Below are 25,274 nucleotides of genomic sequence, written 5' to 3'. Positions count from 1 at the left end.
ACGATCGCCACCTCAATTGTTTAAAATCACTTTCTGCCCTTCCTTCAAGCCTTTGCGGATTTCCACTTCGGTTGTGGAAACGATACCCTTCTCCACGTCGATTTCTTTGCGGCTTTCGCCTTCCATGACCTGAACGTAGTCGCGGCCCAAATACGAACGCAAACCAACACGCGGAATGACCAGCACATTCTCCCGCTGCTCCGTCACGATGGAAATGTCGGCGCTACTGCCGATTTCCACCTCGGGCGGCAGATCTTGCACGACAAGCATGACCGATTTAGCGTTTTTATCGGCAATCGCCTTGTTGTCGCTAATCGGGGTGGTTGACGGGATTTGCACAACGGTGCCTTGATACGGCTTGCCTTTGATTTTCACTTCGGCCGGCATACCGATCTGAATATTGGTCAAATCGTTGATATTGGTAAATTCATAAACCAGCTTTAGCGACTTCGGGTCGGATATCGTGAAAATCGACTTATAGGCGGTCACGGCATCCCCCGGCTTGATGACGTCGATGTACGTTACGATGCCTTCAATGGTGGAGGCCAGCTTGGTTTTATCCAGCTGTTTTTGCAGCATATCCAGCTGCACCTGTTCTTTCTGCACATCGAGCATTTTCAGCCGCAGCGCTTGGACATCGCCCCGCTTCTCCTCTTTTGTTTGTTCCACGGCGATTTTTGCTTTCTCCACGACAATCTGCTGCTGCTTGATGCGGCCTTCGATGTCACCTTTATCGAGCTCGGCAAGCACGTCGCCAATGCCCACATTGCTGCCGAGTGCAACGTCAATCGACGCCAGCCGGCCCCCGGATTCGTTAAAATACAAATAATCCATCTTATCGGAAGCAAATGTGCCTATCCCGGTCACCTGCTTGGCAATATTGGCGCGCTTCACTTCATACAGTTCAAAATTCTCTTTCACCGGTTTCACAAGCGGCGGCTTAAGCGGTTCCTCCTCTTTCGGCAGCAGCGAGCAGCCGGCGAGCGCCGTCGTCAAGCATCCCGCCAAGACGGTCTGCAACACTTTCAGGCAGCGCTTGTTATCCTTCATCCACAATGTGCCCATCCTCCAATGCGTAAACATGGTCAACGATTTCCATAATCGCCGGATCGTGTGTCGTCAAGATGATCGTCATTCCTTCACGTTCCACGAGCTCTTTAAACACCCGCATGACCTGCAGCCCCATCTTGCTGTCCAGTTCGGCTGTCGGTTCGTCCGCCAGCAGCAGCGAAGGCCGGTGCGCAACCGCTCTGGCGATCGCTACCCGCTGCTGCTCACCGCCGGACATTTCGAACGGCCGATGTTTCATCCGTGTTTTCAATCCGACGAAATCCAGCGCGGCTTCCGCATATTCACGGTGGCGGGCCGCCGGTACGCCGGCGATACGCAGCCCAAACTCGACATTTTCGTAGGCGGACATTAACGGCACAAGCGCAAACGATTGAAAAATAAGACCGATTTGCGTACGGCGCAGCTCATTGCGTTTTTTTTCGGATAAGCCGGATATTTCCCGGCCTTTCACATAAACCGCTCCTTCCGTCGGGCGGTCAAGGGCTCCCAATATGTTCAGCAGCGTCGTCTTTCCCGAGCCGGATCGGCCGCGCAGCGCTACCAGCCTTCCCGGCGCAATCGACAGGTTGGCTCCGCGCAGTGCATGTACGGCGGCAGTTCCGCGGCCGAAAGTTCGCGTCACCCCGACCGCTTGGATCATCGGCTCTGACGGTGACGGCGGACCATTTGGTCCATCATTTGGTTCATTCATGCAAACCCCGCCTTTTTTTGTCGAATACTTCAAATGTAAACCTTTTCATAAATTCAGAATAGGTGGTTTTTGTTAGAAAAAGGTGTGAAATTGTTCGGAGGTACTTTGTGCTCGGAGGGGTTCTTGGCTTTCAGGAAGAGGATATAGGCGTTGAATCAAACTATTGGCCATTGCGATACAGCCCCAGACCGTTCATTACATAGGGACGAACCATGTCGATAAGCACATCGGTTCGATCTTTTCTCTCGACATTTAACCAATAATGCGCAGCGCCATAGATCGCTGAACCTGTCATGGCCGCCATGGTTTTTATATGATGTATGTCCACTCCATGGTGGGTATCCCCTTTCAGAAAAATGCTCTCTATGGTTTGCAGCAACATTTTCTTTATTTTTTCATCGACAAGCGTAGCCATCGAATGGGAGTCCATTCTGCAGATCCGATAAAAATCCACGATGTATTGGTGCGTCAGCAAGATCAACTGGTCACATATTTCATTCGTAAACTCCTGTGCATTCGCCACTTGCTCAGGAATCATTTCATGAAAAGCCTGTTCTGTGACTTCGTCAAGCAAAGCATATTTATCTTCAAAATGGGCATAAAAGGTGGCGCGGTTAATGGTTGCTTGCTGAGCGATATCTCTGATGGTGATTGCATCAAATCCTTTTCTCCGCAACAAATCTCTGAACGCTGCTCTAATTAACTGTCGAGTGCGCAACACCCTCGGATCTTCCTGATTTACCATTTCTATACCTCCTTGTTAAACATCAATTATCATAATGTGTTGCCTATGCAACTTTCATCTAACTTTGTCGGTTGAAATCATACGCATGCGATATTATTATCTTATCAAACAGGTGTTGCTTAAACAATCTGTGACTAATTCTATGAAAGGAAGGATCATAATTGAACACCAAACCACATAGACTTTTGATATTTGGCGCCGGCGTGATTGGCAGTGTATATGCACTCCGTTTAGCACAGTCGGGACTGGACGTCACTGTACTGGCACGAGGAAAGAGACTGGCGGCGCTGAAAAGGGACGGCCTGAAATACAACGAAAATGGATCGATAAAGCAAATCTCGATCAACACGATAGAAAAGCTGGATAACGACGACATTTATGATTTTATCTTTGTTCCAGTACGATATGATCAGGCCGAATCTGCCCTGTCTGCGATCAAGCATAATCGGAGCAAAACCATCGTCACTTTTACCAACACTACTGGATATGAATCTTGGCTTGAAATCGTGGGCGATCGCTTACTTCCGGGATTCCCGGGCGCCGGTGGAGACATCAAAGAAGATGTTCTATACGCCCAATTCGGTTCCGAAAAACATCAAGGAACCATTTTTGGTGAAATAAATGGACTGACGACCGAAAGAGTGAAAGAGCTTGCCCAAATATTTGAATCGGTGGGTTTGCATTATGAAATCCAAAAAGACATTCAGGCATTCCATATATCACATACTGCATTAGCTATCGTTAACAAGCATTTTTATACGAATGACGGAATGATGGATATCGAGTCAGCAAGGAGTGTAAGCACTCTAAGCAAGATCGCTGCGGATATTAAACAAAACATTAACTTGGTAGAGCAAGCCGGAATTCCGGTAATCCCACCCGAAACGAAGGCAATGGGGGAATTGCCCGAAAACGATATTATTTCCCGTTACCGCCAGATGCTGAGCAATGATTTTATTATTGATGTAAAGCTTGGAAACCATGCCGTCAGCCAAAAAGCAGAAATAATGTTATTGGACGTGATGTTTCATAAAATGATATCCGCCCGGCGATGAAAGTTGAGTTCACAAAAACAAACGGCGCCCAATATACGAGCGCCGCTTCCATCGCTAATAAGCTTGCCGTTTAGCCTGCTGCCACCGGCTTCGCTTGCTCCGGCAGCTTTTTATTTTCAAAATGATACTTGTAATATTTCACCAAAACGACGGCAAAGCGGAACAATTCATCGGCATTAATGGCTATCCATGCGCCCAGCAAATTGAAATGAAACACACTAACGAGCACAAAGGTCAGAATCGGGCGGATCACCGCAATGCCGATGGCCGTTATTTTGGCGGGCGACTTGAAGTCTCCTAGCCCTCTGAACGCTCCGAACAATACATTGGCCGTACATTGAAACGGAAGCACAAAAGCCGTCAGTCCGAGTACAATGATGCAATTCTCGATCACAGCAGGTTCAGTCGTATAAATTTGCGCTAATGGCTTCGCGAAAAAGAAGAAAGCGACGGTAAACAAGCTGGATGCGGCGATACCTATTTTCACCGTAGCGTTGATATATTTTTTAGCCAGTGCATAATCGTTTCGCCCCACACATTCGCCGACAAAGGTGCTGATCGTCGTAGATAACGCCATGCCAAGGAATATGGAAAACCCCGTAAGATTCCCGATAATCGTATGCGCCGCATACGCCAGCGTGCCAATGGAAATGGTGAATTTCGCTGTAATTAATACGCCTAGTCGCACAGATACCCGCTCCCAAATAAGAGGCAGCGAGGTTGAAAAAATTTCTTTCATAAGTCCGTACCTTAGACAAAAAATCTCACGAAATTCAAAGTCGAGCAAACTCCCCTTCTTAACAAAAAACAGCCGCACCATACATAAGATGAAGCCTACGACAAAGCTAAGACAAGTAGCCAGCCCTGCTCCATCCACCCCCATCCGGGGAAATCCAAAATGGCCGAATATGAACAAATAATTAAACAGGATGTTGGAGGCGTTCGATATTAAAATAATCGCCATGGATGTTTTCGTCTCGCCGATTCCCCTGAGTCCCGCAGTAATTGCGCTTGATACAGCTCTGATGCAGATACCCGCCATAACAAATCGAAAAAAACTTGCCGATATATCCGCAATGTCCGGCTGAGCCCCCATGAGCAGCATAATCTCTTTGGCATAGATTTGCCCTATTAACGTAAATATAAAAGCGATGCAAACCGCAAGCACGATTAAATTGACCAGGTAGACCTTAATTTGCTTCGCGTCATTTTGGCCTTTGAGGACTGAGATTTTCGTCATAATAACAGTGGTCATCGACATTAAAATAAAGTTTACGATCAATAACGGCTGGTCGGTAATTCCGACGGCTGAAACCGCGTAAGCACCCAAGCTCCCAACCATCACGATGTCGAGGAACGTATTTATGTTAAAGAGGACGCTTTCCAATAGAATAGGCCATCCTCTGCCAATTACGCTTCTGGTTATACGTTTCGTTTCAATAGCGCTCATGCGAACACCCTTTCTGTCATCTTTTCAAACAAATCATTAAACCGGTTTAACGGAACAATATTTACTGTATGATATAGAAATTTTTGGTATGTGTCAATTTGTATTTTGCATTTGCTTGCAGCTTGTGTCGGTCACAAACACTTTCGAGTACTTGATTACTCTGAAGAATGCAAACAAGACCGTATAAAAATACGGTCGAAATCGTTGAGACGAGCCATGTCCCATTATTCGAACAGCTTGCCGAGCGGTTTGTAGATGGCGTCAACTAGCTGCGTCGGTCCCGGCAGCTCGGGAAACAAAACAAGCAGCAAGGCGAGGATCCACCCGGCGGTCGTCATGATGACAAATACACTTTTCTCTTTTACCGTATGCTGCCTCAGCCTTGGCCACTCGTAAAGGATCATCAAGATAACAATAACGGTGATTACAGCAAGCGCTGCCCAGTTCATTTCTTCTTCACCTCGCTATCCGGCAGGCTAGCGCCTACCGTTGCCATACCGGTTCTCATTATTTTGGCTTTCGCTTCAATCTTCACTTCCACTTTGGGAAACAGCTCATCCCATCTGGCTTTGGCCTTCCTCCATTCCTTCGGGTATTTACGGTGAAACGCTTCGGCAAAATCGAAAATATCCGCATTTAATTCTTTTTGCGGCTGGACTAGCGCATCTTTAATCCGCCGCTCAATATCTTCGGCCAATTGCTTCTCCAAACTGTCAGACAGTTTCGGATTCGTTAAATCCAGGTTCGTCGTATTTTGCATGACGTCGTCTTCCGTTTCGATCTTGACGGTAACGCTCCACTTATCCCCGTTAATAGAAGGAATTAAATTCGTTTGGCTTTTGAGAAGCTTCATCGACACGTGCCCCTTCGTTTCCTTAGGGGTAATTGTGACGATGGACGTTTTAATCTCGTCCCTTAACCAGAGCAGACCCCTGGTCAATTTATCGTTCAGCAAGCCAACCATACGGTCTCCCTTAATAATGGCCGTCCCGTTAATGAAACCCACCGTCTCGTTTGGTTTTTTGAACGGTTCGGCAGGAACCATCTCCACCCACGGCAAAGCGGCCGCCTTGGAGTCGCCGATCAGCATTTCGGAAAAATCTTTTACCGTCACTTTCATTCCGGTTTGCAGCTTGGCCATTTCCCGCAGCACCTCGGCCGAGCTGCGCTCGAGCGGCGGAATTAGCTGCAGTATGTCTCTCGCATTCCCTTTGCTGATAAAAACATTGGCACGTTCCCGGGGACCGGGCTCGCGCATAATAAAATCCATATGGTCGCGCATGCCATCTTTCGCCAGTTTTTCCCCGAAAATAAACACCTCGCAATGTCCCCAAAAAATACGCCGCGGGAATTCCTCCTGCAGCTTGGCCATGGCATCGGCGAGTGTAATTCCGTATGCCGATCGGACTAATGTCTGCCCGGCTCCGCTTGTGCTTCCGGCTCCGCCGCCACCTTGCATGCCTCCCGAACTTGCTCCTTTGGGAACAAACACTTCGACAGCAAGCTCGATGGTATTGTCGCTTTTTTTATCCAGACCTGCCGCCATGATCAAAGCCAGATCGTTAACCTCCGTCCGATCCCAGCAGCCTGCCAGCAGCGGGCCCATCACGCAAAAGGAAATAACGATCAGAATATGACGGGTGATGCGGGAAATTCCGGTTTTCATCTTAAATCCCCCGATTGTGCCTGCTTTCTGACCCATGCGGTGGCCGCAAGAATGACGGGAAGCAAGTACTGGATGGTAGCATAATAAAAAGGTCCCGCCGTACCGATGGTGTGAGCGAGTTCCTGTAAACTTGCCGCTCCCCAAACAGTGAGTATGAGCACAAGCAAACCGACGGGAAATATAAGCATCCGGAAATCGGCAAGCTTCAGCCACTGGGAGGCTCCTATGACGACCACATAATAAAACATTGAAATTTTTACGAAAACGCCCAATATCCAGATCGCCATCACTACAGCTTCAACGTGCTCCAGAAAATCGCCGTATTCAATATATCTTGCCGCCTCCAACATCGGATAGATCGTCCTTGGCGCGGCGTTTCCGAACAAAGTCAGGACAACCAGATTGGTCACCACCATCGTAAACATAATGAGCGAATTGGACACCATCGCCCACTTCATTCCCTTATTGCTGTCTGTAAGCGAAGGCAGCAGAAACGAAATGATTAAAAATTCGCCGTACCAACCGCCAAACGGCACCAACGACCCGAGCAACGAAGGCATCATCCCATCTTCCATAATAGGAATTATATTCCTTAGATCCAATTCCTTAATCAACAGCAGGACGACAAGGACAAACAATAAGCAAACAACGGGGACGAACAATTGTGCACTCCTTCCCAACACTTCAACGCCGCCTCTCACCGCACACGCCGAAACCAGCAGCAAGCTGCCCATAACAAGAAGGATCGGAGTCCGCGGGAAAAACGCCCCTACAAGCAATTCGCCGTATTCCCTGACGACATAACCGTTTAACTGCAAATAAAACCAGATGATTAGCAGACCCGCCAATTTCCCCGGAATTTTCCCGATAATCCGTTCGCTGTATTGCACGATGGATTGATTCGGATACCGTTTATACAGCCAGCAGCAAATCCATACGATAAAATAGCCGCCTGCCGCCCCCCATACCGGCGACAGCCAAAAGTCCCTTCCCACTGCTTGGGCGAGCAGCGAGGGAAGCAGCAGTATGCCCGTTACGACTACCGTCGGATACATCATGATCCCCATTTGGAACGCGGAAATTTTACCTTTATCGAGCATAATCTGCCTTCTCCCCCATTGTTCAACTGTGCCCGGATTCATTTTGCGGACTATGAGATCGTTTATTTCGGACGATGGCCACAGCAAGCAGCAGCAACGGCAGCAGCAATTTAATCGTCATAAAAAAAGTAACGCCGGATTTATCGAAAAATTCAGCCATGTATTGAATGTTCGGCGCCACCCATAGGCTGTAAGGTACCAGCAGCAATCCTAGCGGAAACACGGCAGTCCGATAATCCGCCAATTTTAGCCATTGACCAAATATAAGAACAAAAGCGTAATAATACACGCATATCTTCAAAAAAATAGCCATTACCCATACTGCCATAACCAGCGCCTCCATATGGGTTAAAAAATCCGCCAAACTGATGTAGCGAGCCGCAACCATCACCGGGTAAGTAAGCTTCGGTGCGACAGTTCCGAACAGCAATATGATGACTATATTGGTGACTACCATGGTCAGCATAATGGCTAACATTGAGCGGACCGCCCATTTAACCGCTTTTTCCTGATCGGACAAACTCGGCAAAAAAAATGAAAGAAACAAGAAGTCGACAAACCACCCCGCCGGCGTATAAGCGCCTTTTATAGAAGCGTATATTCCGCTCTCCATGACCGGGAGCACGTGATTAATATGTAGATCCGGTGTAAGCAATAACACGACAAGCAGCAGGAAAAACAAAATGAGCGGAACGAACAATTGAGCGCATCTGGCCAACGCTTCGATCCCGCAGCGTACCGATATCGCACAAACAAAAATCATACACCCCATAACCACTATAAGGGGCGTTCTTGGAAGAAAGTTTCCGATTACGAAATCGCCGTATTGTCTTATCACAAACCCTGTATCCTGCGCATAAGAGAAAAAGAAAACGAAACCAAACGTTTTGCCAAGCGTTCGTCCCAATATCGGTTCGCTCGCTTCTATAATCGTGTGATTGGGGTACAGCTTGTTCAGCCTGATCACTGCATAAATAAGCAATAAGCCGGTAAGCGAGGCCCACATCGGGGAAATCCATGCATCCCGGTGTGCATATTTCATCGTAATGGCCGGAACGATTAATATGGCTGTAGCCAATATCGTTGGATACATTAGTATCCCCATTTGGAATGAAGTGATTTTCCCGTTATTCAGCAACCCTATCACCTCCTGAGCAGCTATGGCGTTAATCCCGGTGACTTCCTGACGGGTTGTAATTGCTGTTGGAAGACGGCCGCGCATCTTCAATCTGCAAGGGAGCTCTGATCAGAACGTCCTTCAGAGTCTGTTTTCTTAACGGCGCCAAGGAAGCAAGATACGGAACTCCAAAAGAACTCAGCGAACATAAATGAACGACAATCAAGATGACCCCAAGCATTAACCCGAGCAGTCCCAAAAGGCCGGCCAGAAACATAAGGGGAAACCTGAGCAGCCTTACGGCAACCCCCAACGTATAACGCGGAAAGGTAAAGGAAGCGATGCCTGTAAAAGCGACGACCATAACCATCGGTGAAGAAACAAGCCCCGCGGAAATGGCCGCTTGCCCGATCACAAGCGCACCGACGATACTGACAGCGGGGCCGACCTGTTTGGGAAGCCGCACGCCGGCTTCACGCAGCGCCTCAAAGGTAACTTCCATCAGAAGAGCTTCGATGAGTGCGGGAAAAGGAATTTCCTCCCGCGATTTGGCTATGCTGAGCAGCAGCGTTGTCGGAATCATCTCCTGATGATACGTTAAAATGGCAACGTATGCAGACGGAATGGTAAGCGCAATGAGAAAGAAAAAGTAGCGCAGCCAGCGAACCAACGAACCGGCCCAATACGTCTGGTAATAATCTTCCGGCGACTGCATCAACGAAAACAAAGTGATTGGCGCAACCAATGCAAAAGGACTGTTTTCTACAAGAATGGCAGCCCGCCCTTCTAGCAGATTGGCGCTGACTACATCGGGACGTTCTGTCGAGAGGAGCTGGGGAAAAGGCGTCCACTGATTATCTCCGATCATTTCTTCGATATAGGCGCTATCCATCACGCCGTCAATATTGATTCGCTGGAGACGGGTGCATATTTCGTTGATTAATTGCTGCTCGGCAAGCCCTTCCACATACGTAACGATGACCTGCGTCTTTGAATAACGTCCGATTTGCATCGACTTCATCTTAAGCTGAGGAGTTTTTAAAATCCGTCGCAACAACGATGTGTTGACCCCCAGTGTTTCCGTGAAGCCTTGCCGAGGACCGCGTACAACGGACTCCGCCACGGGCTCCTCAATCGAACGCTGTTCCCACTTGGCCAACCCCACAAATATGGCGTAATGTAATTGATCGACAAATATAACGGGATTGCCGTTTGAAATATGCTCGATCACTTCGGCAAAAGTAAGAATGGTTTTTGTATGAGAAACCGGAATATGTCTCATAATGTCCGCGGCATTTTGAGCGGACAACTCCTGATTCGTCATGAGCGGTGTCAAGACTTGCATATCCAACAAATGCGTATCGCACATTTGCTCTATGTAAATAAGAAATGCTTCCGTTGTCCCGCCAATCTGAAAATGTCTGAACACAACGTCCGAGCAATCCTTGTAAATGGTTTTTAAAACCTCATCATTTTCTTGTAGACGACCTGAAATCGGCCGTTCGCCGGATCCCGGCAGTTCCATGAAAGATGGCCGATGCTGCGCGGATTTGAACAGCATTTTCGTTAACATTTTAAAGAAGGCCACGGAGTTTCCTCTTTCGTCCATTTTTTTATCCAGCTTCGCCTATATTGTGACTTTTTAACCGTCCGTTATGGCATGGCGTCCGCAAAAAAAGACCGTTGAATCGATCGATTCAACGGTCGGATAAGACAGCTGATTAATGATCAGCTACTCCAAGTCCACTTTATATATGCACGGAATGCCTTCCATATCCGAAGTAAAAATGATAAACGAGCCGTCGGGGGCAAAAGCCGGATGCGGGTGCGCGTCTTGGTTATTGCCGTATGTTTTCCAACTTGTGCCGTGGGAAACCAGCTTTTCTTCCCGCCGCGCCTGTACATCGACAAGGTAAATGAAATGCTGCTCCGGCAGCTGGCCGTCGCCGACGATGCGCGTATGTTCGCTATTCGAAATAAAATGGCAGTACTTGGAGCAATTCATCCACACCTCTTCCTCCAGCGTCTCGGGGTCCATCAGGCGGATGCTTTCGTGATGCAGATCGTCCTTATGCCTGTATACGTAAGCAAACCGGGATCCGTCGGCGAGCCAATATTCATGGGTGATCAGTTCATCATGTGTTTGGGGTTTGGCGCAGCGCAGCCGGGAACCGTCCTTTTGCACAAGCCACAACCTGGCGTCGATCAAATGCCCCGGTCCTTCATGACAGAACAAAATCGTATCGGGATCGCCCGGCCGGATTTGCGGATGACCCAGCCAGCAGTTAAGCTCTTCGTGTACGATACAACTGGTACGCTGCTGCATATCGAGATAGACGATCCGGCAATGCGGTTTCGCCGCCCATTGGGGTTCGAATACGGACCAATCGCCTTTGCTCGGAACAACGTCTTTTTCGTTCATCTCCACAAGTACGAGGAATCTGTCGTCAGAGCCAAGCCCCGGATTGGCATTCGAACGCCAGCCTGCAGGAGATTCATACAGAACCTCCTCCTCCAGCGAACTCATGTCCATTCTCGCAATCTGCTGGCCACGGCAGTAGATCAAATATCGGTCGTCGCTCGTCAAGCTGCTGTTGAAATCGTGAATGCCCTCACCGTCCGTGAGCTGCACGGCTGTGCCGTCCTGCAAATCCATGCGGTAAAGCTGGCGTCCGTCTTCACGATCGCTGGCATATATCAGATAACGATTGTCGTTTGTTACCATTTTATAATAAAAATAAGGGTGATGATTTACTTGCTCCGGTGCCGTTAAGCGGGTTAATGAGCGGCCCGTGTATGGATCGTCGAACCGGTAAAATTCGTTATGAACGATCGTCCCTTTAGCCATCCGTCATCCCTCCTCTTTCTATTCCGCGCTGGGCCGCATCATGGTTTGTTTCTCTGCGGGTTTGACCGGCAGCGTGAGATGAAGCGTGCTGCGTCCGGGAGCACGGAATTCCGCCCGCACCTGTGTCTCGGCTGCGGCAGCGCTTGAGCCCGCTTGAGCCGCTGCGGCTGTCTCCGCTTCTGCCGCCGCGCCCGCATCGGACGCTTCCGCATCGAGATCAGCTGCCGCTGTGCCGTCCAAGCGCCATGCAAACAGAAGCAGCGCCTCGCGTATGCTGCGGAAATCAAACCGTTTGCGCTCGCCCGAATAAATGACGTAATCAAGAAACAGCTTATCCGCAGAACCTCCGAGCTCCCAACCCGGCCGCTCGCCGTCAAACGCGGCATACAACCTCTTCACCCGCATCGTCTGATCCGCGATCCGCACGGAAGCTGTCTCCGCATCCCGCGACACCGCATCGGCGCTCACCCCGTCAAGAGAACCGCCGATTTCGAAACGCAGCCGCAGGTCGGCCGACTCGATGACGCCGTCGATCGGATCAAGCCCGATATGCGTATTGCCGCCATTCGTGCAGAAACCTACGCCAAACAGCACATCCTTGCCTTCCTGTGTACTTGTGTATACACCGGACGAATAATCGTACAAGTCGTTTAGCAGACGCAGATGAATATAACTGAACGATTCGCCGTTGCGTACATAAGCGAGCAAATTACGCCGCTGATTCCACATCACGTCTTTACTGAATGTCCCGACGCTTACGGGACCTTCCATATACGTCGTTGCTTGATTCAGTACCGCACCCGACTCATCCCTGCTGATCGGCTGCACAATAAGCGCCGTATCCGTATGTCTGAATGCAGGCAAATACCGCTCAGGACACCGAATATCGTTACCGTACCAGTCCAAACTGTATTTCAGCTGATCGTCCGGCAAGAAACGCAGCTCTCCGAAGCTGGCTATCTGCAAAAAGGATAACACTTCCGGTGTCATCACTGTACTATAGCAGCGGCTGTGCGGTCCCGACCACTGTCTGCTCGGAGCATGGAAATGGTCGGCGACCATCCGCCATGCAACGTCCAGCAGTTCGCTGCTGAGCCGCCTGGCCTCTTCGAGTTTGGTCGCGGTAAAAATGCTGGATAACTCCTGGATCGCTACAATGGTATAGGTCGGGCTGTTATATTCTTGGAATGTGCCCAGTTGTTTGGTGTATTCGCTGAAAATGTTCAACCGGTTCAAGCCGTAACTTACGTACTTTTCTTCGCCGTATACTTCCCCCGTCAGCAAAGTAACAAAAGCGCCCATAATGGCGATATTCGTGTAACCGGGGCCGACATTACGTTTAATAATAGCATCACATGCGCAAAACAAAGCATGCTTGATTTGGTCGCGCAGCCCTTCGTCCAGCAGCTCGCCGTGTCTCTGCTCCGCAAGCACCAGCCGTTTGCCGCAAAAATCGGCCCAGTTCCAATCCGGAGGCGCCATCATCGTCAGCGGTTCCTCATAAAACCAAGACCAGATGCCAAAGGTGGCGTTGTCCCGATTCTGATCTTGCAAGCTGATGACCTGCTCCAATATCTCCTGCGCCCTTTCGATATTTCCCGATTCGCCGCTATCCAGTAAAGCAAGCGCATACACACAAGCCGCAAGTGTCGGATGAGTGAACTCCACATTTTTCAACGTGCTGTGATAACCGGGCGTGCTAAACGGCTTGCGTACCATGCGAAGTTCAGGCGTATATTCCGCATGCCAGTTGTCAAGCTGCCGGAGCAGCATTTGCTTCGAGTCGATCGTCATCGGTAAGGAATCCTCCTCATGGATAAGAAATAATCCTCCCGGACCAAGACGGTACGGGAGGCCCGAGATCAGCATGTGGGCCGTTTATTTGCCCTTCACATTTTTTTGATACCAATCCTGCGCCAGCTTATCTACATTATCGCCGCCCAGACGTTTCCATTCCTTGCGCAGCTGCTCCATGCCCCATTGCGGCGTATATTGGGCGCCGCCGGTGACTACCTTCGTTTCGATATCTTCGGCCAGCGGACTGAAGGAGGTCGACAGCTCGCTCAGCTCGGCAAAAGTCGGGTTAAACGGAATGTCGCGCCGGAACTTGTTTTTCATCGCCACCGTAAGCGATTCGCCTTGTTTCTTGGCGTATTCCTGCGAAATCGCATCCTGCGCCGCCATGACAGTAAAATCTTCCGGTTTCGGGCTGTATTGATCAAGCACGGCATATTCGGGAGCGTACAAAATTTCCTTTTTGTTTTTCTCCGCATCAATCGCTTGCGGCACGCCGTTTACCATTTTGTAGTGCACGCCTTCCTGTCCGAACCTTACGTCAAACCAGTTTTTGTCGATCCACCAATCAAGCAGCTTGACGGCGGCTTCGGGATTTTTCATATTTTTGTTAAACACGATCAGGCGGTTGGCCGGCGGCTCTTGGTACAGCCCGAATTTTCCGTATTTGGTAGACACGGGTTCCATCGGCACGAGATTTGCGGTTGGCACGTTTTGTTTTAATTCACGGTATTCCGGGGAAATATTCCAGCTGGAGAAATAAACCCCCGCTTTGCCGGTAACAAACAGCTGTCTTTCCTTCTGATAGTTTTTGTCGGTGATGTACTCCTTGTCGATCAGCCCTTCATCAAAAAACTGCTTGAGCTGAGCCAGCACATCCACATACCGGTCGGTCAGCCCGCCGATGATGATTTTGTCGTTCTCGACGTACCAGACGCCTTTGTGCGCGGCATACATCGCTTGGATGATGCCGGTATAGTTAAAGTTAAAGGCCGCGCCCAGCGTATCGTTTTTCCCGTTTCCGTCCGGGTCCTTGTCCTTAAACGCACGCATAACGTTAACGAGCTCTTCCATCGTTGCCGGCATCTTCAGCCCCAGCTTGTCGAGCCAGTCCTGCCGAATCCAGATACCGTGATTGGCGATCGAATCGATCCCGCGGGCGCTGGTGGCAATGTACGTTTTGCCGTCAAACATCGTATACGGTTTCAATTCTGGATGCGCTTTCAAATAAGCCTTGTACGACGTGCTGTATTTCTCGATATAATCGTCAATCGGCTGAATAGCTCCTTGTTCCTTTAACGTCGCCATGTAATCGCGTCCGAATTCCCACATCAGATCCGGCGCTTCTCCGGCGGCAATCAGCGTATTCAGCTTCTTCGTGGACTCTGTCCGCAGAACCGGAACCCATTTCACATTGATGCCGGACTTCTCGTTGATGTACTTGGTCACCCGGTTGTTTTCATAAGTTCCTTCATCGCTGGCTACTTGGCCCCGGTCCAGAATCGATACGCTGACCTCCAGCTTTTTGCCTGAGTTGGCATCTTTACCGGGAGAACTGCTGGGACCGCTGCCTCCCGAAGAGCAAGCGGCAATGGTAAACAAGGAAGCCACCAACGTGAATGCTACGTGTTTTTGCTTAATCATTATATTCATTCGCCTCCTGCAATCAATTCGAATCTCAACTCATCCTTTAATGGAACCGATTAAAACACCTTTGACAAAATACTTTTGCAGGAACGGATAGACGCATAAAATGGGGAGCACGGAGATGATGATCGCAGCGGCCCGCAAGCCTTCCGGAGTTACCATCGTTTGCATACTAGCTCCTTCGCCCCCGCTAGTCGCGTTGGTATTCAGTAAATTTTGACTGGTCGTATCGATCATCTGCAGCAGCTTGACCATCAGCGACATCTTGCCCGAATTCGTGATGTACATCAGCACGCTCATATACGAATTCCACCAGCTTACTGCATAAAATAACGTCAGCGCGGCGATAATGGGCATCGAAAGCGGAAGTATGATTTTCCAAATAATGAATAAATCGTTGGCCCCGTCAATTGCCGCCGATTCCTCCAGTTCCGTGGGAAGCCCTTCGAAAAACGACTTCATCACAAAAAAGTTGTAGGTGCTGAGAAGTCCCGGAAGCCACAACGCCCAGTATGTGTTCATAATGCCGAGCGTTTTGATCAAAATATAGTTCGGAATCAGCCCCCCGCCAAACAGCATGGTGAAGGTGATGATCATCAACAGCACGTTCCTCCCTTTAAGCCGCTTTCGGCTTAAGGGATACGCGGCAATAATGGTTGCCGCAATATTCAGCGCGGTTCCCACCACGGTGATGATCAGCGTGTTTTTCATGGCGACCAGCAGTTGTCCGTCCTGAATCAAATTAACAAAGGAGGTAAAACTAATTTCTTTCGGCCAAAGAAACACTTCTCCCGACATGATCGCCCGCGAGCTGCTTAGGGAAGTAGAAAGGACATGAACGAACGGGAACAACGTCATCATCGCCAGAACCGCCAACAAGACGTAGACGACGCCATAAACCAGCCTTACTCCCAATGTTTGTCTGCCGGACATGGTATATCCCTCCTCCAAGTGATGGCGCGGCAAAAAGCGGATTCGCTAGCGTGGATATTCACCATAGTCCGTTCTCACCCAGAGCTTTAATCAATTTGTTGACGCTGACGATCAAAATCAGCCCGATGATCGATTGAAACAAACCAAGCGCGGTCGTATAGCTGTATTGCGAGCCTTCCAGACCGACATGGTACACATAGGTGCTGATGACATTCGCTACTTCGGATACCGCCTTATTTTGCAGGACAAAAATATGCTCGAAGCCGACATCCATCATTTGTCCCACACGGAGGATCAGCAGAATGGCGATCGTGGAGCGGATCCCAGGCAACGTCACATGCCAGATGCGCCGAAGTTTGCTTGCCCCGTCGATTTTAGCCGCTTCATACAGCTGCGGATCGATCCCGGCCATCGCGGCCAAATAAAGAATCGTTCCCCAGCCGGCATTTTGCCAGATGCCCGATAAAATAAACATAATCGGCCACCAGAACGTGCTTGCCATAAAATAAATCGGCTCAATGCCCAGAAGTTTGACCAACACGATGTTTACGATGCCCGTAGACGGCGACAGCAGCGCGATGACGATCCCGCCAAGCACGACCCAGGAAATAAAATGCGGAATGTAAAGCAGATTTTGAATCGTCCGCTTATACCATTCCAACCGCACTTCATTAAGCAGGATCGCGAGTACAATGGGCACCGGAAAGGCAAATACGATGCTGTACACATTCAGCAGCAGCGTGTTTTTTAATACATTAAAGAAGTCGGGGCTTGTAAATAACCTGTTGAAATGTTTCAGCCCCACCCACTCGCTGCCCCAAATCCCGTCGGCAAAACGGTAATTTTTAAAAGCAATGATCTCACCAAACATCGGCGCATACTTGAATGTAAAATAATAAGCAAAGATGGGCAGCAGCAGCAAATACAAATATTTGTCACGCGACACGTATTTCCATGCCACACTCAGCTTTGTTTGCTGCGCTCTCCGCCCGGCATTTGCTTGCGTGGTGGTCGCTCCGCCGGTTTGTGATTTCATGGTCTTATCCTCCCCTCTTTATGAATGACCTGCATAACCACATGGTAACGCCTGCCATTCACCTGGAACATATTCACTTTTTAAAAGACGTACTTTTTTTAACGGTTTTCCCATTCTCCATTTTTCATGTCTTCGCCTTTTTTAAGATTTTCCCTGAATTCGCCGGGTGTGTAGCCCGTATATTTCTTAAAAATCCGGATAAAACTTTGCGGATTGTTGTACCCGACGCTTTCGGCAACCGTGTTGATCTTCAGCTTCGAATCGCGCAGCAGCTCCTTGGACTTCTCCATCCGGATGCCAATCAGACAATCCATGAAATTGGTCTCCGTTGTTTCTTTGAACAACTTGCTTAAATAAGGGACGCTCAGCTCAAATTGCGCCGCCAACAGGTTCAGCGAAAGGTCGCTGTCCATATAGTGCTCTTCCAAATATTGCAGCACCTGCTCAATCGTATCGTGATGCCCTTTGGACAGCCGTTTTTCCTCGGTGCGCACAATAAGCTGATGAAGAAAACCGGACATATAACTTTTCAGCTCTTCAACCTTGACGCAGCTGTCGATCCGGTTGTATATATTTTCCTTCGGATCGAGAAATTCCTTAATCTCCATCCCTTTCTCGGATATGACTTTGATGGATTTCATAATAATTTGGATGCACATCTGCTTAATCAGCTCGGGGGGCATATTGCCGGCTACCACTTCGTGGAACGTTTTATCCAGTTGCGTCCGCAGTTTGGCTTTATCGGTGTCGCGCACCAAATTGACGATCGAATCGATCAGCCCCGTAATCCGGTAAAATTTCTCGTTATGGTTGCTGCCTGCAATATCGTCGATCGACACAACGGTGTTATCGCCCATGATCAGCTTGTATTTCAGCGCGCTCAGCGCTTCCTGATACGACGACTGAATGCCGTCCAAATGCAGATATGGGCTGCCTACGCCTACGGTCACGGTTTGTTTAAAATGATTGGCCACATAATCCTTCACCAGATCGGCAACCTGCAGCGCATGAATCTGATTGCCCTGATCGTCCTGCGATTCGAAGCTCATAATGACGGCGACCCGGCCATCCGACAATTCCACGGAAGTCCCTTTGCATACCCCGCCGACCAATTCTTCGGCTACATTGCTGATCGCATAGGTGAATAAATAGATGTCGCGAGGCGTGAAATCGGCTTCCTGCATACGGTCAAGCTCAATCACAAAGACGACAAACTGATTATCGTACAAATCCATGCCCAGCATTTCAAAATAAGGCCTCATCCGTTCATAATTCGTTTTATCCCCCATCAGCAGGCTCATAATCAGGCGCCATTTTAACGCCGGCAAGCTTTCATGCATTTGCTTTTGCAGCAGTTCATTATCGGACATCATCTGTTTAAAAAACGTTTCCATATAGGTAAGGTCGCCGGAACGAACCGACTTTTTGCCGGCAACCGAACGGAAGAACAGCTCCAGCGGACGAAACGTCCAATTGCTGACCGCAAACACAAGCACGATGGCGAGCAGAAACATGCCGCCGGTAACCGCAAGCAGCAGATTGCGAACAATTTCCAGCGGCCGGTTCATTTCCGGGTCGGGCACGATGCTGATGTATTTCCAGCCGTTATAAGCGGATGTCAAATAAAACGTCGTGTAGCTGCCGTTTTTGGTATATTGGGTGATATAGCCGTTATCCTGCAAATCGCTCATCTTTGGCGCGCCTACGATCGTATCCAGCGAGTGGAATAACTGGTTTTTGTTCTGAGAGGAGATGATGGTGCCTTGGTCATTGATGACCAGCGTTTGGCCGGCCCGCTGCTGATCGACGTCTTGAATCAAATTGGAAATCGTGCTTTCCGCAACATTCACCACGATGGCTCCTTTGCGGAATTGGGGCATGCTGATCAGCGGGTAAGAGCGGACAAGGGTCACCATGTTTTTTTCGATTTGCACCCCTGAAGTGAACTCCATCACTTTGCGGGTATCCAGCCATTGCTGGTACCCCTTCATCGATACGAAAGCTTCATGCCAAGCCATATCGTAGAAGCTGGATTCATCGGAGAAGGTGGCGTCGGTCAGCAGGCTTTTATTGGCAAGCGAGTATAAATAAAACGAAGAAATATTGTTGTTGGTAAACATCAACGTCTTGAAGCGGGCGTTCAGAATGCGGAAGTAATTAAGGCGAAGTTCGTCGTTGGCATATTTGCCGTTCAAAAAAAACTCGACATCCGGCTCTTGGATAAAATTGATCGTATTCGTATCGATTTCCTTCAGCATCATTTCAATCTTCTGCTGAATCAAATTCAGCAGCGCCGTATTGGTGCTCCGCAGTTGGTCCTCCATGCTCCCTTTCGAGCTTAGATAGGACAGCCACACGGTAGATGAAATAATAATCAGGAAAAAAACACCGTATATCACTTTGAACCGGGTCGAAATGTTTCCTTGCAATAATCGCATGGCAGTATCCTTTCTGTGCAGGCTGCACGAGCCATCCCCCATTTGACTATTAATGCCGTTAAATAAAAATTGACATGCAAACCGTAGCAGTTTGATGTCAATTTCCGTGTTTATAAGTGCTTTTTAATTTGTGCGATCAATTGCTCGTATTCGGCCTCGCTTAAGATGACTTCGCCGGGGTTCATCTCGAACATTTTGCCCCAAGCGGCGCCATCTTTATATTTCGGCACGACGTGGAAGTGTACATGGGGCATCGTGTCGCCGAATGCGCCGTAGTTGATTTTGTCCGGCGAGAACGCCTGCTCAATGGCCTTTGCCGTCTGAGCCACATCCCGCATGTAGGCGTCCTGCTTCTCCTGCGACAGATGAAAAAATTCGCGCTCGTGTTCGTTTAACGCAACAACGCAGCGGCCTTTATAAGTCTGCTCCTTAAAAAGAAACAAGGTGGATACGCGCAATGGGACAATCTCAATCATCAGGTTGGCTTGGCGTTCGTCACGCGTGCAATAAATGCATTCCGGATTGATAGACATTTCTTCTTCGCCTCTTCTCAGTTATATGTATACGAATGGTCATAGTCACGTTATTTATTGTAGCATATCCTAAGCCCGCTTACACCGATTCATATTCTTTGGGCGAGCAGCCAACCACGCGTTTAAACGTTTTGGCAAACGTTTTGGCGTCTTGGAAACCAACCGCCTCCGCTACCTCGTATACTTTTTTCTCTCCGCCGCTCAGCAGCCGTTTGGCTTCGTCCATACGAATTCGCGTTAACGCCTCGCTTAACGATTCTCCCATCTCTTTGCTGAACAGGTCGCTTAAATAACTGCGGCTTAACCGCACATGCTCGGCGATATCCGCCGTTCCGATATTTTGCTGGTAGTTGGCGCGCATATATTGAATCACTTTGCGGATAAACGGGTTCTTGGAATTCCATCCCGCGTGTTCATCCATCCCCGGCCGGCTCAACTGCTCCAGCGCTTCCTGCATAAATGCTCCCAATGCCTGCAGGTTAAGCAGCGCTTGAATACGCTGCTGATTCACGAAGCGGGCTTCGAATTCGTCGATCGACTTGTCCCCTCGTTCTCTCGCATAACCCGCGGCCATCCCAAACAGTTCAAAAATGAAGCCGTGAACTTTGGTTACAGGGGGCTGTTCGGCGGCAATCGCCAGCATGATTCGCTTCGCCGCATCGCGTACGGCCTCCATATTGCCAGCGGCAACCGCCCGCAGCAAGTCGATTTTCTCCTCCAGCGGTAATTTCGCGGCTGTAGAAGGCTCTGCCGCAGCACTCCCGACAGGCGTAAAATCCGCAGCGTAAAATGCATGCTGCTGCTGCCGCTCAAACCGCTGCACCGCTTCTGCAACCTGTCTTGGATGACGAACGGGTTCCCCGACGCCAATAAAATAATCGCCGGCCGCCAGCCCTGCTTCACGCCGAATAAAGCGCTCCAGGTCGCTAGATCGTTCGTAGGCGGCTGTATATTGCTGATGCTGCGAGAGCGCGCAGGCCCCGGCATACAGCAGCAGCACCGACTGCTCGCCGCAGCGGACCGCCGCCAGCGCGCCTTGTGCCGACCAGTCCATATAAGCCAGCTGCGGCGCTGCGGTACGAACGCCCACGCTGTACAGCATATGCCCTTCCGCCAGCGGCAGATCAATCGCAGAGTCATCCGTATGACCGCCGGAAATATATTTTTCCAGTTTCATGCTGAGCTGCGAAAGTTTGCTCATCTCCAGCTCCTTCCGCCATGCGGCAAGCTGCTCCTTTTCATGGCGGGCCAGCTCCAGCGCATTTTTCGCCTCAAGCAAGATGGCGACAAGCTCCTCCGGCTCCATCGTTGGTTTCAGCACGTAATCTCTGGCACCAAGCTTCATCGCCTGCTTAACGTACACAAAATCGTCGAGGCAGCTGAGCACGATGACGGCCATATCCGCGGAAGCTTGGTGCAATCTGCGGACGAGCTCCAGCCCGTCCATACGCGGCATCAGAATATCGGTCACAACGATATCCACGGGTTCGCGTTGAAGCCTTTCCCAAGCATCCATGCCGTCATTGGCCGTACCGGCCAGCCGCAACCCATGCCTTTCCCACTCGATAAAAGACGACAACCCCGTGCGGACAATCGGTTCATCGTCAACGATCAGCACATTCATCTGTCATCCCTCATTTCTATGGATCGGCAGCGTGAGGCGCACCGTAGTCCCTTCGGATTCCTTGCCGTTCACGTACAATTTGCCGTCATCCCCGTAATACAGCTTGATTTTTTCGCGGATATGACGCAATCCGATGCCGCTCATCCGCTCCTTCAGCTCGCGTGTTTCACGCAGCATATCACGTGTCTGCTCGGTCAGGCCCGTCCCGTTGTCCTCCACTTGGCAAAACAAAAGATCCCGTTCCGTCCAAGCTTTAATATGAATCTTTCCTTCGCGTCCGCTCGGTTCGATGCCGTGAATGATCGCATTTTCCACGAGCGGCTGCAGGATCATTCTTGGAACCAGGCAGCTTGCGGCAAACGGATCGATTTCATAAAACATTTTGACCTTATCGCCGTAACGGAAATGTTGAATTTCCATATAGTCTTGAATCAATCCGATTTCCTCGCGAATTTCCAGAAAATCTCCTTTTTTCCCAAGGCTCGCTTGCAGCAGCCGCACAAGCGAGCTGACAACTTCGGATATTTGCGGCGTTTTGTGCAGCTTGGCCACCCATTTGATCGTATTCAGCGTATTGTACAAAAAGTGCGGATTCAGCTGATATTGCAGCGCGTCGATTTCCGCTTCCTTCTTCAGCGATTCCTCGCGTTTGACTTGCTTGATCAGTTCCTCCAGCCGGTTGAGCATCTGGTTGTAGCTTTCCCCCAGATCGTTCATCTCGCCGGTGCCCCCGCCAAGCCAATATGCTTTCAGATCCCCGAGTTCGGCACGTTTCATCAATCCGCGCAAACGGTGCAGCGGCCCGGTTACGATTCGGGTGAAAATGAAAGAACTAAGCAAAGACAAGACAGCCATGCTGGCAAAAATAATGATCAGCGTGGTCCGCAGCGAACGGAATGCGGAGAACGGAAATTGCCCGCGAACCTGGATGCGGGAATACCAATCGACGCCGTCGACATCCAGCTTGTTCTGAGAAATGATCGTCTCTCCGCGAACGAGCGTAAATGGCTCTGTGCGGCCAAAATCCAACGCTGCGGCAGCCTCCGTTTCGGCAGAATCGCCGGTTTGCCGGTACATCACGCTCCCTTTTGCGTCAAAAACAACATGGCTGTCCACAGTCCATTTGCCTTGCACAGCCGAGATCAGCCGGTTCATGTTCAACAGCACCGTGATGTAGCCTTTTGATGTATTTGTTTTGCGGTCGAGCAGCGGAATCGTATATCTCACCATATCACTTGGATGATCGCGATCTCCGGCATCGACAGGTTCGATCAGCCGGTCATTCCGGTTCAGCGTCTCCGGAGCCTGAGACACCAGGTCCGGGAGCATACCGTTTTCATTCGTGCATAACATTAGGCCGGGCGCGGTCATCGAAATACATAAATCGGATACATACTTCAACTGCCTGGGCAGTTCACGCAGCTTGTCGTCGATATATTCCTTCATCGCCCGTTCATCCAACTCGCGAAGCGGCGATGTTTCCATGTAACGTTGAACGGCGTAATCGCCTGCAAGCGATCGGGTCATACGATCCACTTCGGCAAATGCTTGCTTTACGCCAAGCAGCATTTGCTCATGAGCCATCTTGACGTGTCCCGCCAGCTCACGTTCGGCGTATTCGTTGGAATGCTTGTAAAAGAGCACCGTAGCGCAAACAAGCGGTATTGAGCCGACAAGCAGCAAATACACAAGCAGCTTCGCTTGCAGACTGCCGAGCCGAATGGAGAACAACTTCTTCATGTTCAAAAACTCCGGGAAATAGGAATGGGTTTGAGTGTGGCACTTTAGCCGTTCTTGTTCATTCGACATCAAACACCCATAACCCTTTTTATAGCCGCTGCTGCAGAAGACGCAAAAAAACCTCCCTGCAGGTGCGTTCACACGCTGGGGAGGTTCTTGCCGCGCTTTATTCCGGAGTACCGGTCTTCGCTAACGCCTGCGCTGAAATATCGTCGATGAACCGGGACATGCAATTGCACAAAAAGTCTTTGCGGCATATCGGGCACGGCTCTTTATACAGCCGGTTAATATGCGTGACTTTTGCTCCGCCGTTCGCTTCCTTGTCATACATCAGACGGCATTCGGTACGATCTTTTAATTTAACTACAATTTCGAACAAACCGTTCTTCGGGTTGTTGCTGACAACACGCGCATCAACAACTTGCGGTTGGTAAGCCATTTATTGCACACCTCTTTTACATGATAAAAATCCGAAATGCGATACAAGAATCATAGCGATTTTCATGGCCCGCGTCAAGCTTCGTCTGGCTGATTCTGCCAATGGTCAGCCGCGGTATTCCATTGTCAGCGCATCGGCAGCCTCCGCTGCAAGGCGGCGCGCCTCCTCGGCCGTATCTGCCGTGCTTAAGGCAACGGCCATTCTGCGGCCTGCTTTTGTCTCCGGTTTGCCAAATACGCGAACTTGCGTATTCGGCACCGCTAAAGCCTTCTCGAGCCCGCCCACGGCAAAATCCGCACTTTCCCGCCATGCCTTTAACGTGTGGCTGGCGCCGGGAGTAAGCAAGCGGACCGTAGGAATGGGAAACCCTAGGATGGCCCTCACGTGGAGCGCAAACTCGGACAAGTCTTGCGTAGCCATCGTGACCATCCCCGTATCGTGAGGACGCGGCGATACCTCGCTGAAATACACTTTATCTTGCCCAAGGAACAGCTCTACCCCGTAGATCCCCGCTCCGCCAAGCGCGTCGGTAATCGTTTTGGCGATGTGCCGGGCATCAGCGATCTGGCTCTCGGACATTTCATGCGGCTGCCAGGACTCGATGTAATCGCCGTCCTTCTGAACATGTCCGATCGGCGCACAGAACGTCGTTCCGGAGACGGAGCGAACGGTCAGCAGCGTTATTTCCGATTCGAAGCGGATGAATTCTTCGACGATAACTCGCGATTTTTTGGCCCGTCCGCCTTCCATCGCATAACTCCAGCATGTGTCCACATCGTCCGGGGTACGGCAGACGCTTTGCCCTTTGCCAGAGGAACTCATGATCGGTTTAATGACGCAAGGCGTGCCGATTTCAGCGACAGCCTGCCGAAGTTCGTCCAAACTGTCGGCAAAGGCGTATTTCGCCGTCGGCAGCCCCAGCGTTTCTGCAGCAAGCCGGCGGATGCCTTCACGATCCATCGTCAGCCGCGACGCCGTCGCCGTCGGAATAACCCGGTAGCCTTCCTGCTCCAGCCGGACAAGCTCGGGGGTCGCAATCGCTTCGATCTCCGGCACGATCAGATCGGGCTTCTCGGTTTCGATCAATGCCCTCAGCTCGGTTTCATCGAGCATATTGATAACGTAAGAACGATGCGCCACCTGCATGGCCGGCGCATGCGCGTACCGGTCTACGGCTATGGTTTCAATGCCGAGCCGCTGCGCTTCGATGATGACTTCTTTGCCCAGCTCGCCTGAGCCGAGCAGCATCATTTTGCGGGCTGTTTTTGAAAGTGGGGGTCCGTACATTTGTCATAGTCCTTCCTTATGAATGGATGATAAGTGAGATAACCCTCATACATTAGTATT

The 25,274-nt window shown here is 50.1% G+C and carries 21 protein-coding genes; 1 reads left to right on the top strand and 20 read right to left on the bottom strand.

From position 1 onward, the window contains the following. Window positions 1-12: 12 nt before the first annotated feature. From EYB31_RS07685 to EYB31_RS07675, 3 genes are all read right to left on the bottom strand, one after another. Entirely contained in the window at window positions 13-1,050 is a 1,038-nt protein-coding gene (locus tag EYB31_RS07685; RefSeq protein WP_131012704.1) for an efflux RND transporter periplasmic adaptor subunit, read from the bottom strand. Continuing rightward, window positions 1,040-1,762: an ABC transporter ATP-binding protein gene (locus tag EYB31_RS07680; protein WP_131012703.1), complete on the bottom strand. Its 723-nt coding sequence runs from the start codon at window positions 1,760-1,762 to the stop codon at window positions 1,040-1,042. Before EYB31_RS07680 ends, EYB31_RS07685 begins: the two co-directional genes overlap by 11 nt. Window positions 1,763-1,922: 160 nt before the next feature. Beyond that, the gene (locus EYB31_RS07675; RefSeq protein WP_131012702.1) at window positions 1,923-2,507 is read right to left on the bottom strand and encodes a TetR/AcrR family transcriptional regulator; all 585 of its coding nucleotides are present in this window, start codon (window positions 2,505-2,507) and stop codon (window positions 1,923-1,925) included. A 161-nt stretch (window positions 2,508-2,668) separates the two neighbouring features. On the opposite strand from EYB31_RS07675, the gene EYB31_RS07670 reads away from it, so the two are divergent. After that, the gene (locus EYB31_RS07670; RefSeq protein WP_131012701.1) at window positions 2,669-3,562 is read left to right on the top strand and encodes a ketopantoate reductase family protein; all 894 of its coding nucleotides are present in this window, start codon (window positions 2,669-2,671) and stop codon (window positions 3,560-3,562) included. Between the two features lie 70 nt (window positions 3,563-3,632). On the opposite strand, the gene EYB31_RS07665 is transcribed toward EYB31_RS07670, so the two are convergent. The 17 genes from EYB31_RS07665 to purT all read right to left on the bottom strand — a co-directional run bounded on the left by EYB31_RS07665 (window position 3,633) and on the right by purT (window position 25,214). Further along, window positions 3,633-5,012 carry an MATE family efflux transporter gene (locus tag EYB31_RS07665; RefSeq protein ID WP_131012700.1) on the bottom strand — a complete coding sequence of 460 codons (1,380 nt, stop codon included), beginning with the start codon at window positions 5,010-5,012 and terminating at the stop codon, window positions 3,633-3,635. Between the two features lie 224 nt (window positions 5,013-5,236). After that, window positions 5,237-5,461, bottom strand: coding sequence for a hypothetical protein (locus EYB31_RS07660; RefSeq protein WP_131012699.1), 225 nt, complete (start codon window positions 5,459-5,461; stop codon window positions 5,237-5,239). Then, entirely contained in the window at window positions 5,458-6,678 is a 1,221-nt protein-coding gene (locus tag EYB31_RS07655) for a Ger(x)C family spore germination protein (protein WP_131012698.1), read from the bottom strand. The genes EYB31_RS07660 and EYB31_RS07655 overlap by 4 nt, the downstream gene beginning before the upstream one ends. After that, window positions 6,675-7,778, bottom strand: a complete 1,104-nt coding sequence (locus EYB31_RS07650) for a GerAB/ArcD/ProY family transporter (RefSeq protein WP_165452290.1) — start codon at window positions 7,776-7,778, stop codon at window positions 6,675-6,677. Before EYB31_RS07650 ends, EYB31_RS07655 begins: the two co-directional genes overlap by 4 nt. A 22-nt stretch (window positions 7,779-7,800) precedes the next feature. Further along, window positions 7,801-8,916: a GerAB/ArcD/ProY family transporter gene (locus EYB31_RS07645; RefSeq protein WP_131012696.1), complete on the bottom strand. Its 1,116-nt coding sequence runs from the start codon at window positions 8,914-8,916 to the stop codon at window positions 7,801-7,803. Between the two features lie 28 nt (window positions 8,917-8,944). Beyond that, complete coding sequence (locus tag EYB31_RS07640) at window positions 8,945-10,420, bottom strand: spore germination protein (RefSeq protein ID WP_240762187.1); 1,476 nt, start codon at window positions 10,418-10,420, stop codon at window positions 8,945-8,947. 207 nt (window positions 10,421-10,627) lie between these two features. After that, on the bottom strand, window positions 10,628-11,743 hold the full coding sequence (locus EYB31_RS07635; RefSeq protein WP_131012694.1) for an oligogalacturonate lyase family protein: 1,116 nt from the start codon (window positions 11,741-11,743) through the stop codon (window positions 10,628-10,630). Between the two features lie 18 nt (window positions 11,744-11,761). After that, window positions 11,762-13,537, bottom strand: coding sequence for a hypothetical protein (locus EYB31_RS07630; RefSeq protein ID WP_131012693.1), 1,776 nt, complete (start codon window positions 13,535-13,537; stop codon window positions 11,762-11,764). An 84-nt stretch (window positions 13,538-13,621) separates the two neighbouring features. Continuing rightward, window positions 13,622-15,181 carry an extracellular solute-binding protein gene (locus EYB31_RS07625; protein ID WP_131012692.1) on the bottom strand — a complete coding sequence of 520 codons (1,560 nt, stop codon included), beginning with the start codon at window positions 15,179-15,181 and terminating at the stop codon, window positions 13,622-13,624. Between the two features lie 39 nt (window positions 15,182-15,220). Beyond that, window positions 15,221-16,117 carry a carbohydrate ABC transporter permease gene (locus tag EYB31_RS07620; protein WP_131012691.1) on the bottom strand — a complete coding sequence of 299 codons (897 nt, stop codon included), beginning with the start codon at window positions 16,115-16,117 and terminating at the stop codon, window positions 15,221-15,223. 58 nt (window positions 16,118-16,175) lie between these two features. Continuing rightward, on the bottom strand, window positions 16,176-17,153 hold the full coding sequence (locus tag EYB31_RS07615; protein ID WP_131012690.1) for an ABC transporter permease: 978 nt from the start codon (window positions 17,151-17,153) through the stop codon (window positions 16,176-16,178). Window positions 17,154-17,251: 98 nt separating this feature from the next. Then, the gene (locus EYB31_RS07610) at window positions 17,252-19,591 is read right to left on the bottom strand and encodes a helix-turn-helix domain-containing protein (protein ID WP_165452289.1); all 2,340 of its coding nucleotides are present in this window, start codon (window positions 19,589-19,591) and stop codon (window positions 17,252-17,254) included. A gap of 110 nt (window positions 19,592-19,701) precedes the next feature. Further along, window positions 19,702-20,124, bottom strand: a complete 423-nt coding sequence (locus EYB31_RS07605) for an HIT family protein (RefSeq protein WP_131012688.1) — start codon at window positions 20,122-20,124, stop codon at window positions 19,702-19,704. Window positions 20,125-20,203: 79 nt separating this feature from the next. Then, on the bottom strand, window positions 20,204-21,748 hold the full coding sequence (locus tag EYB31_RS07600; protein WP_131012687.1) for a response regulator: 1,545 nt from the start codon (window positions 21,746-21,748) through the stop codon (window positions 20,204-20,206). 3 nt (window positions 21,749-21,751) lie between these two features. Further along, the gene (locus EYB31_RS07595; RefSeq protein ID WP_165452288.1) at window positions 21,752-23,488 is read right to left on the bottom strand and encodes a sensor histidine kinase; all 1,737 of its coding nucleotides are present in this window, start codon (window positions 23,486-23,488) and stop codon (window positions 21,752-21,754) included. Window positions 23,489-23,654: 166 nt separating this feature from the next. Beyond that, window positions 23,655-23,927, bottom strand: a complete 273-nt coding sequence (locus tag EYB31_RS07590; protein WP_131012685.1) for a hypothetical protein — start codon at window positions 23,925-23,927, stop codon at window positions 23,655-23,657. A 105-nt stretch (window positions 23,928-24,032) separates the two neighbouring features. Beyond that, window positions 24,033-25,214 carry a formate-dependent phosphoribosylglycinamide formyltransferase gene (purT, locus tag EYB31_RS07585; RefSeq protein WP_131012684.1) on the bottom strand — a complete coding sequence of 394 codons (1,182 nt, stop codon included), beginning with the start codon at window positions 25,212-25,214 and terminating at the stop codon, window positions 24,033-24,035. Window positions 25,215-25,274 lie beyond the last annotated feature (60 nt).

The organism is Paenibacillus thalictri (genome assembly GCF_004307995.1).
In the GTDB taxonomy this organism is placed as follows: Bacteria; Bacillota; Bacilli; order Paenibacillales; family NBRC-103111; genus Paenibacillus_AF; species Paenibacillus_AF thalictri.
This window is presented reverse-complemented; position numbering and strand designations above follow the sequence as displayed.

What these genes read in the sequence shown, in the direction of transcription:
- purT (WP_131012684.1), bottom strand. Translation starts at nt 25,214, where the DNA reads ATGTACGGACCCCCACTTTCAAAAACAGCCCGCAAAATGATGCTGCTC.
- EYB31_RS07590 (WP_131012685.1), bottom strand. Translation starts at nt 23,927, where the DNA reads ATGGCTTACCAACCGCAAGTTGTTGATGCGCGTGTTGTCAGCAACAAC.
- EYB31_RS07680 (WP_131012703.1), bottom strand. Translation starts at nt 1,762, where the DNA reads ATGAATGAACCAAATGATGGACCAAATGGTCCGCCGTCACCGTCAGAG.
- EYB31_RS07630 (WP_131012693.1), bottom strand. Translation starts at nt 13,537, where the DNA reads ATGACGATCGACTCGAAGCAAATGCTGCTCCGGCAGCTTGACAACTGG.
- EYB31_RS07660 (WP_131012699.1), bottom strand. Translation starts at nt 5,461, where the DNA reads ATGAACTGGGCAGCGCTTGCTGTAATCACCGTTATTGTTATCTTGATG.
- EYB31_RS07665 (WP_131012700.1), bottom strand. Translation starts at nt 5,012, where the DNA reads ATGAGCGCTATTGAAACGAAACGTATAACCAGAAGCGTAATTGGCAGA.
- EYB31_RS07635 (WP_131012694.1), bottom strand. Translation starts at nt 11,743, where the DNA reads ATGGCTAAAGGGACGATCGTTCATAACGAATTTTACCGGTTCGACGAT.
- EYB31_RS07650 (WP_165452290.1), bottom strand. Translation starts at nt 7,778, where the DNA reads ATGCTCGATAAAGGTAAAATTTCCGCGTTCCAAATGGGGATCATGATG.
- EYB31_RS07675 (WP_131012702.1), bottom strand. Translation starts at nt 2,507, where the DNA reads ATGGTAAATCAGGAAGATCCGAGGGTGTTGCGCACTCGACAGTTAATT.
- EYB31_RS07685 (WP_131012704.1), bottom strand. Translation starts at nt 1,050, where the DNA reads ATGAAGGATAACAAGCGCTGCCTGAAAGTGTTGCAGACCGTCTTGGCG.
- EYB31_RS07610 (WP_165452289.1), bottom strand. Translation starts at nt 19,591, where the DNA reads ATGCGATTATTGCAAGGAAACATTTCGACCCGGTTCAAAGTGATATAC.
- EYB31_RS07595 (WP_165452288.1), bottom strand. Translation starts at nt 23,488, where the DNA reads ATGAAGAAGTTGTTCTCCATTCGGCTCGGCAGTCTGCAAGCGAAGCTG.
- EYB31_RS07600 (WP_131012687.1), bottom strand. Translation starts at nt 21,748, where the DNA reads ATGAATGTGCTGATCGTTGACGATGAACCGATTGTCCGCACGGGGTTG.
- EYB31_RS07625 (WP_131012692.1), bottom strand. Translation starts at nt 15,181, where the DNA reads ATGATTAAGCAAAAACACGTAGCATTCACGTTGGTGGCTTCCTTGTTT.
- EYB31_RS07620 (WP_131012691.1), bottom strand. Translation starts at nt 16,117, where the DNA reads ATGTCCGGCAGACAAACATTGGGAGTAAGGCTGGTTTATGGCGTCGTC.
- EYB31_RS07605 (WP_131012688.1), bottom strand. Translation starts at nt 20,124, where the DNA reads ATGTCTATCAATCCGGAATGCATTTATTGCACGCGTGACGAACGCCAA.
- EYB31_RS07655 (WP_131012698.1), bottom strand. Translation starts at nt 6,678, where the DNA reads ATGAAAACCGGAATTTCCCGCATCACCCGTCATATTCTGATCGTTATT.
- EYB31_RS07615 (WP_131012690.1), bottom strand. Translation starts at nt 17,153, where the DNA reads ATGAAATCACAAACCGGCGGAGCGACCACCACGCAAGCAAATGCCGGG.
- EYB31_RS07640 (WP_240762187.1), bottom strand. Translation starts at nt 10,420, where the DNA reads ATGGAACTGCCGGGATCCGGCGAACGGCCGATTTCAGGTCGTCTACAA.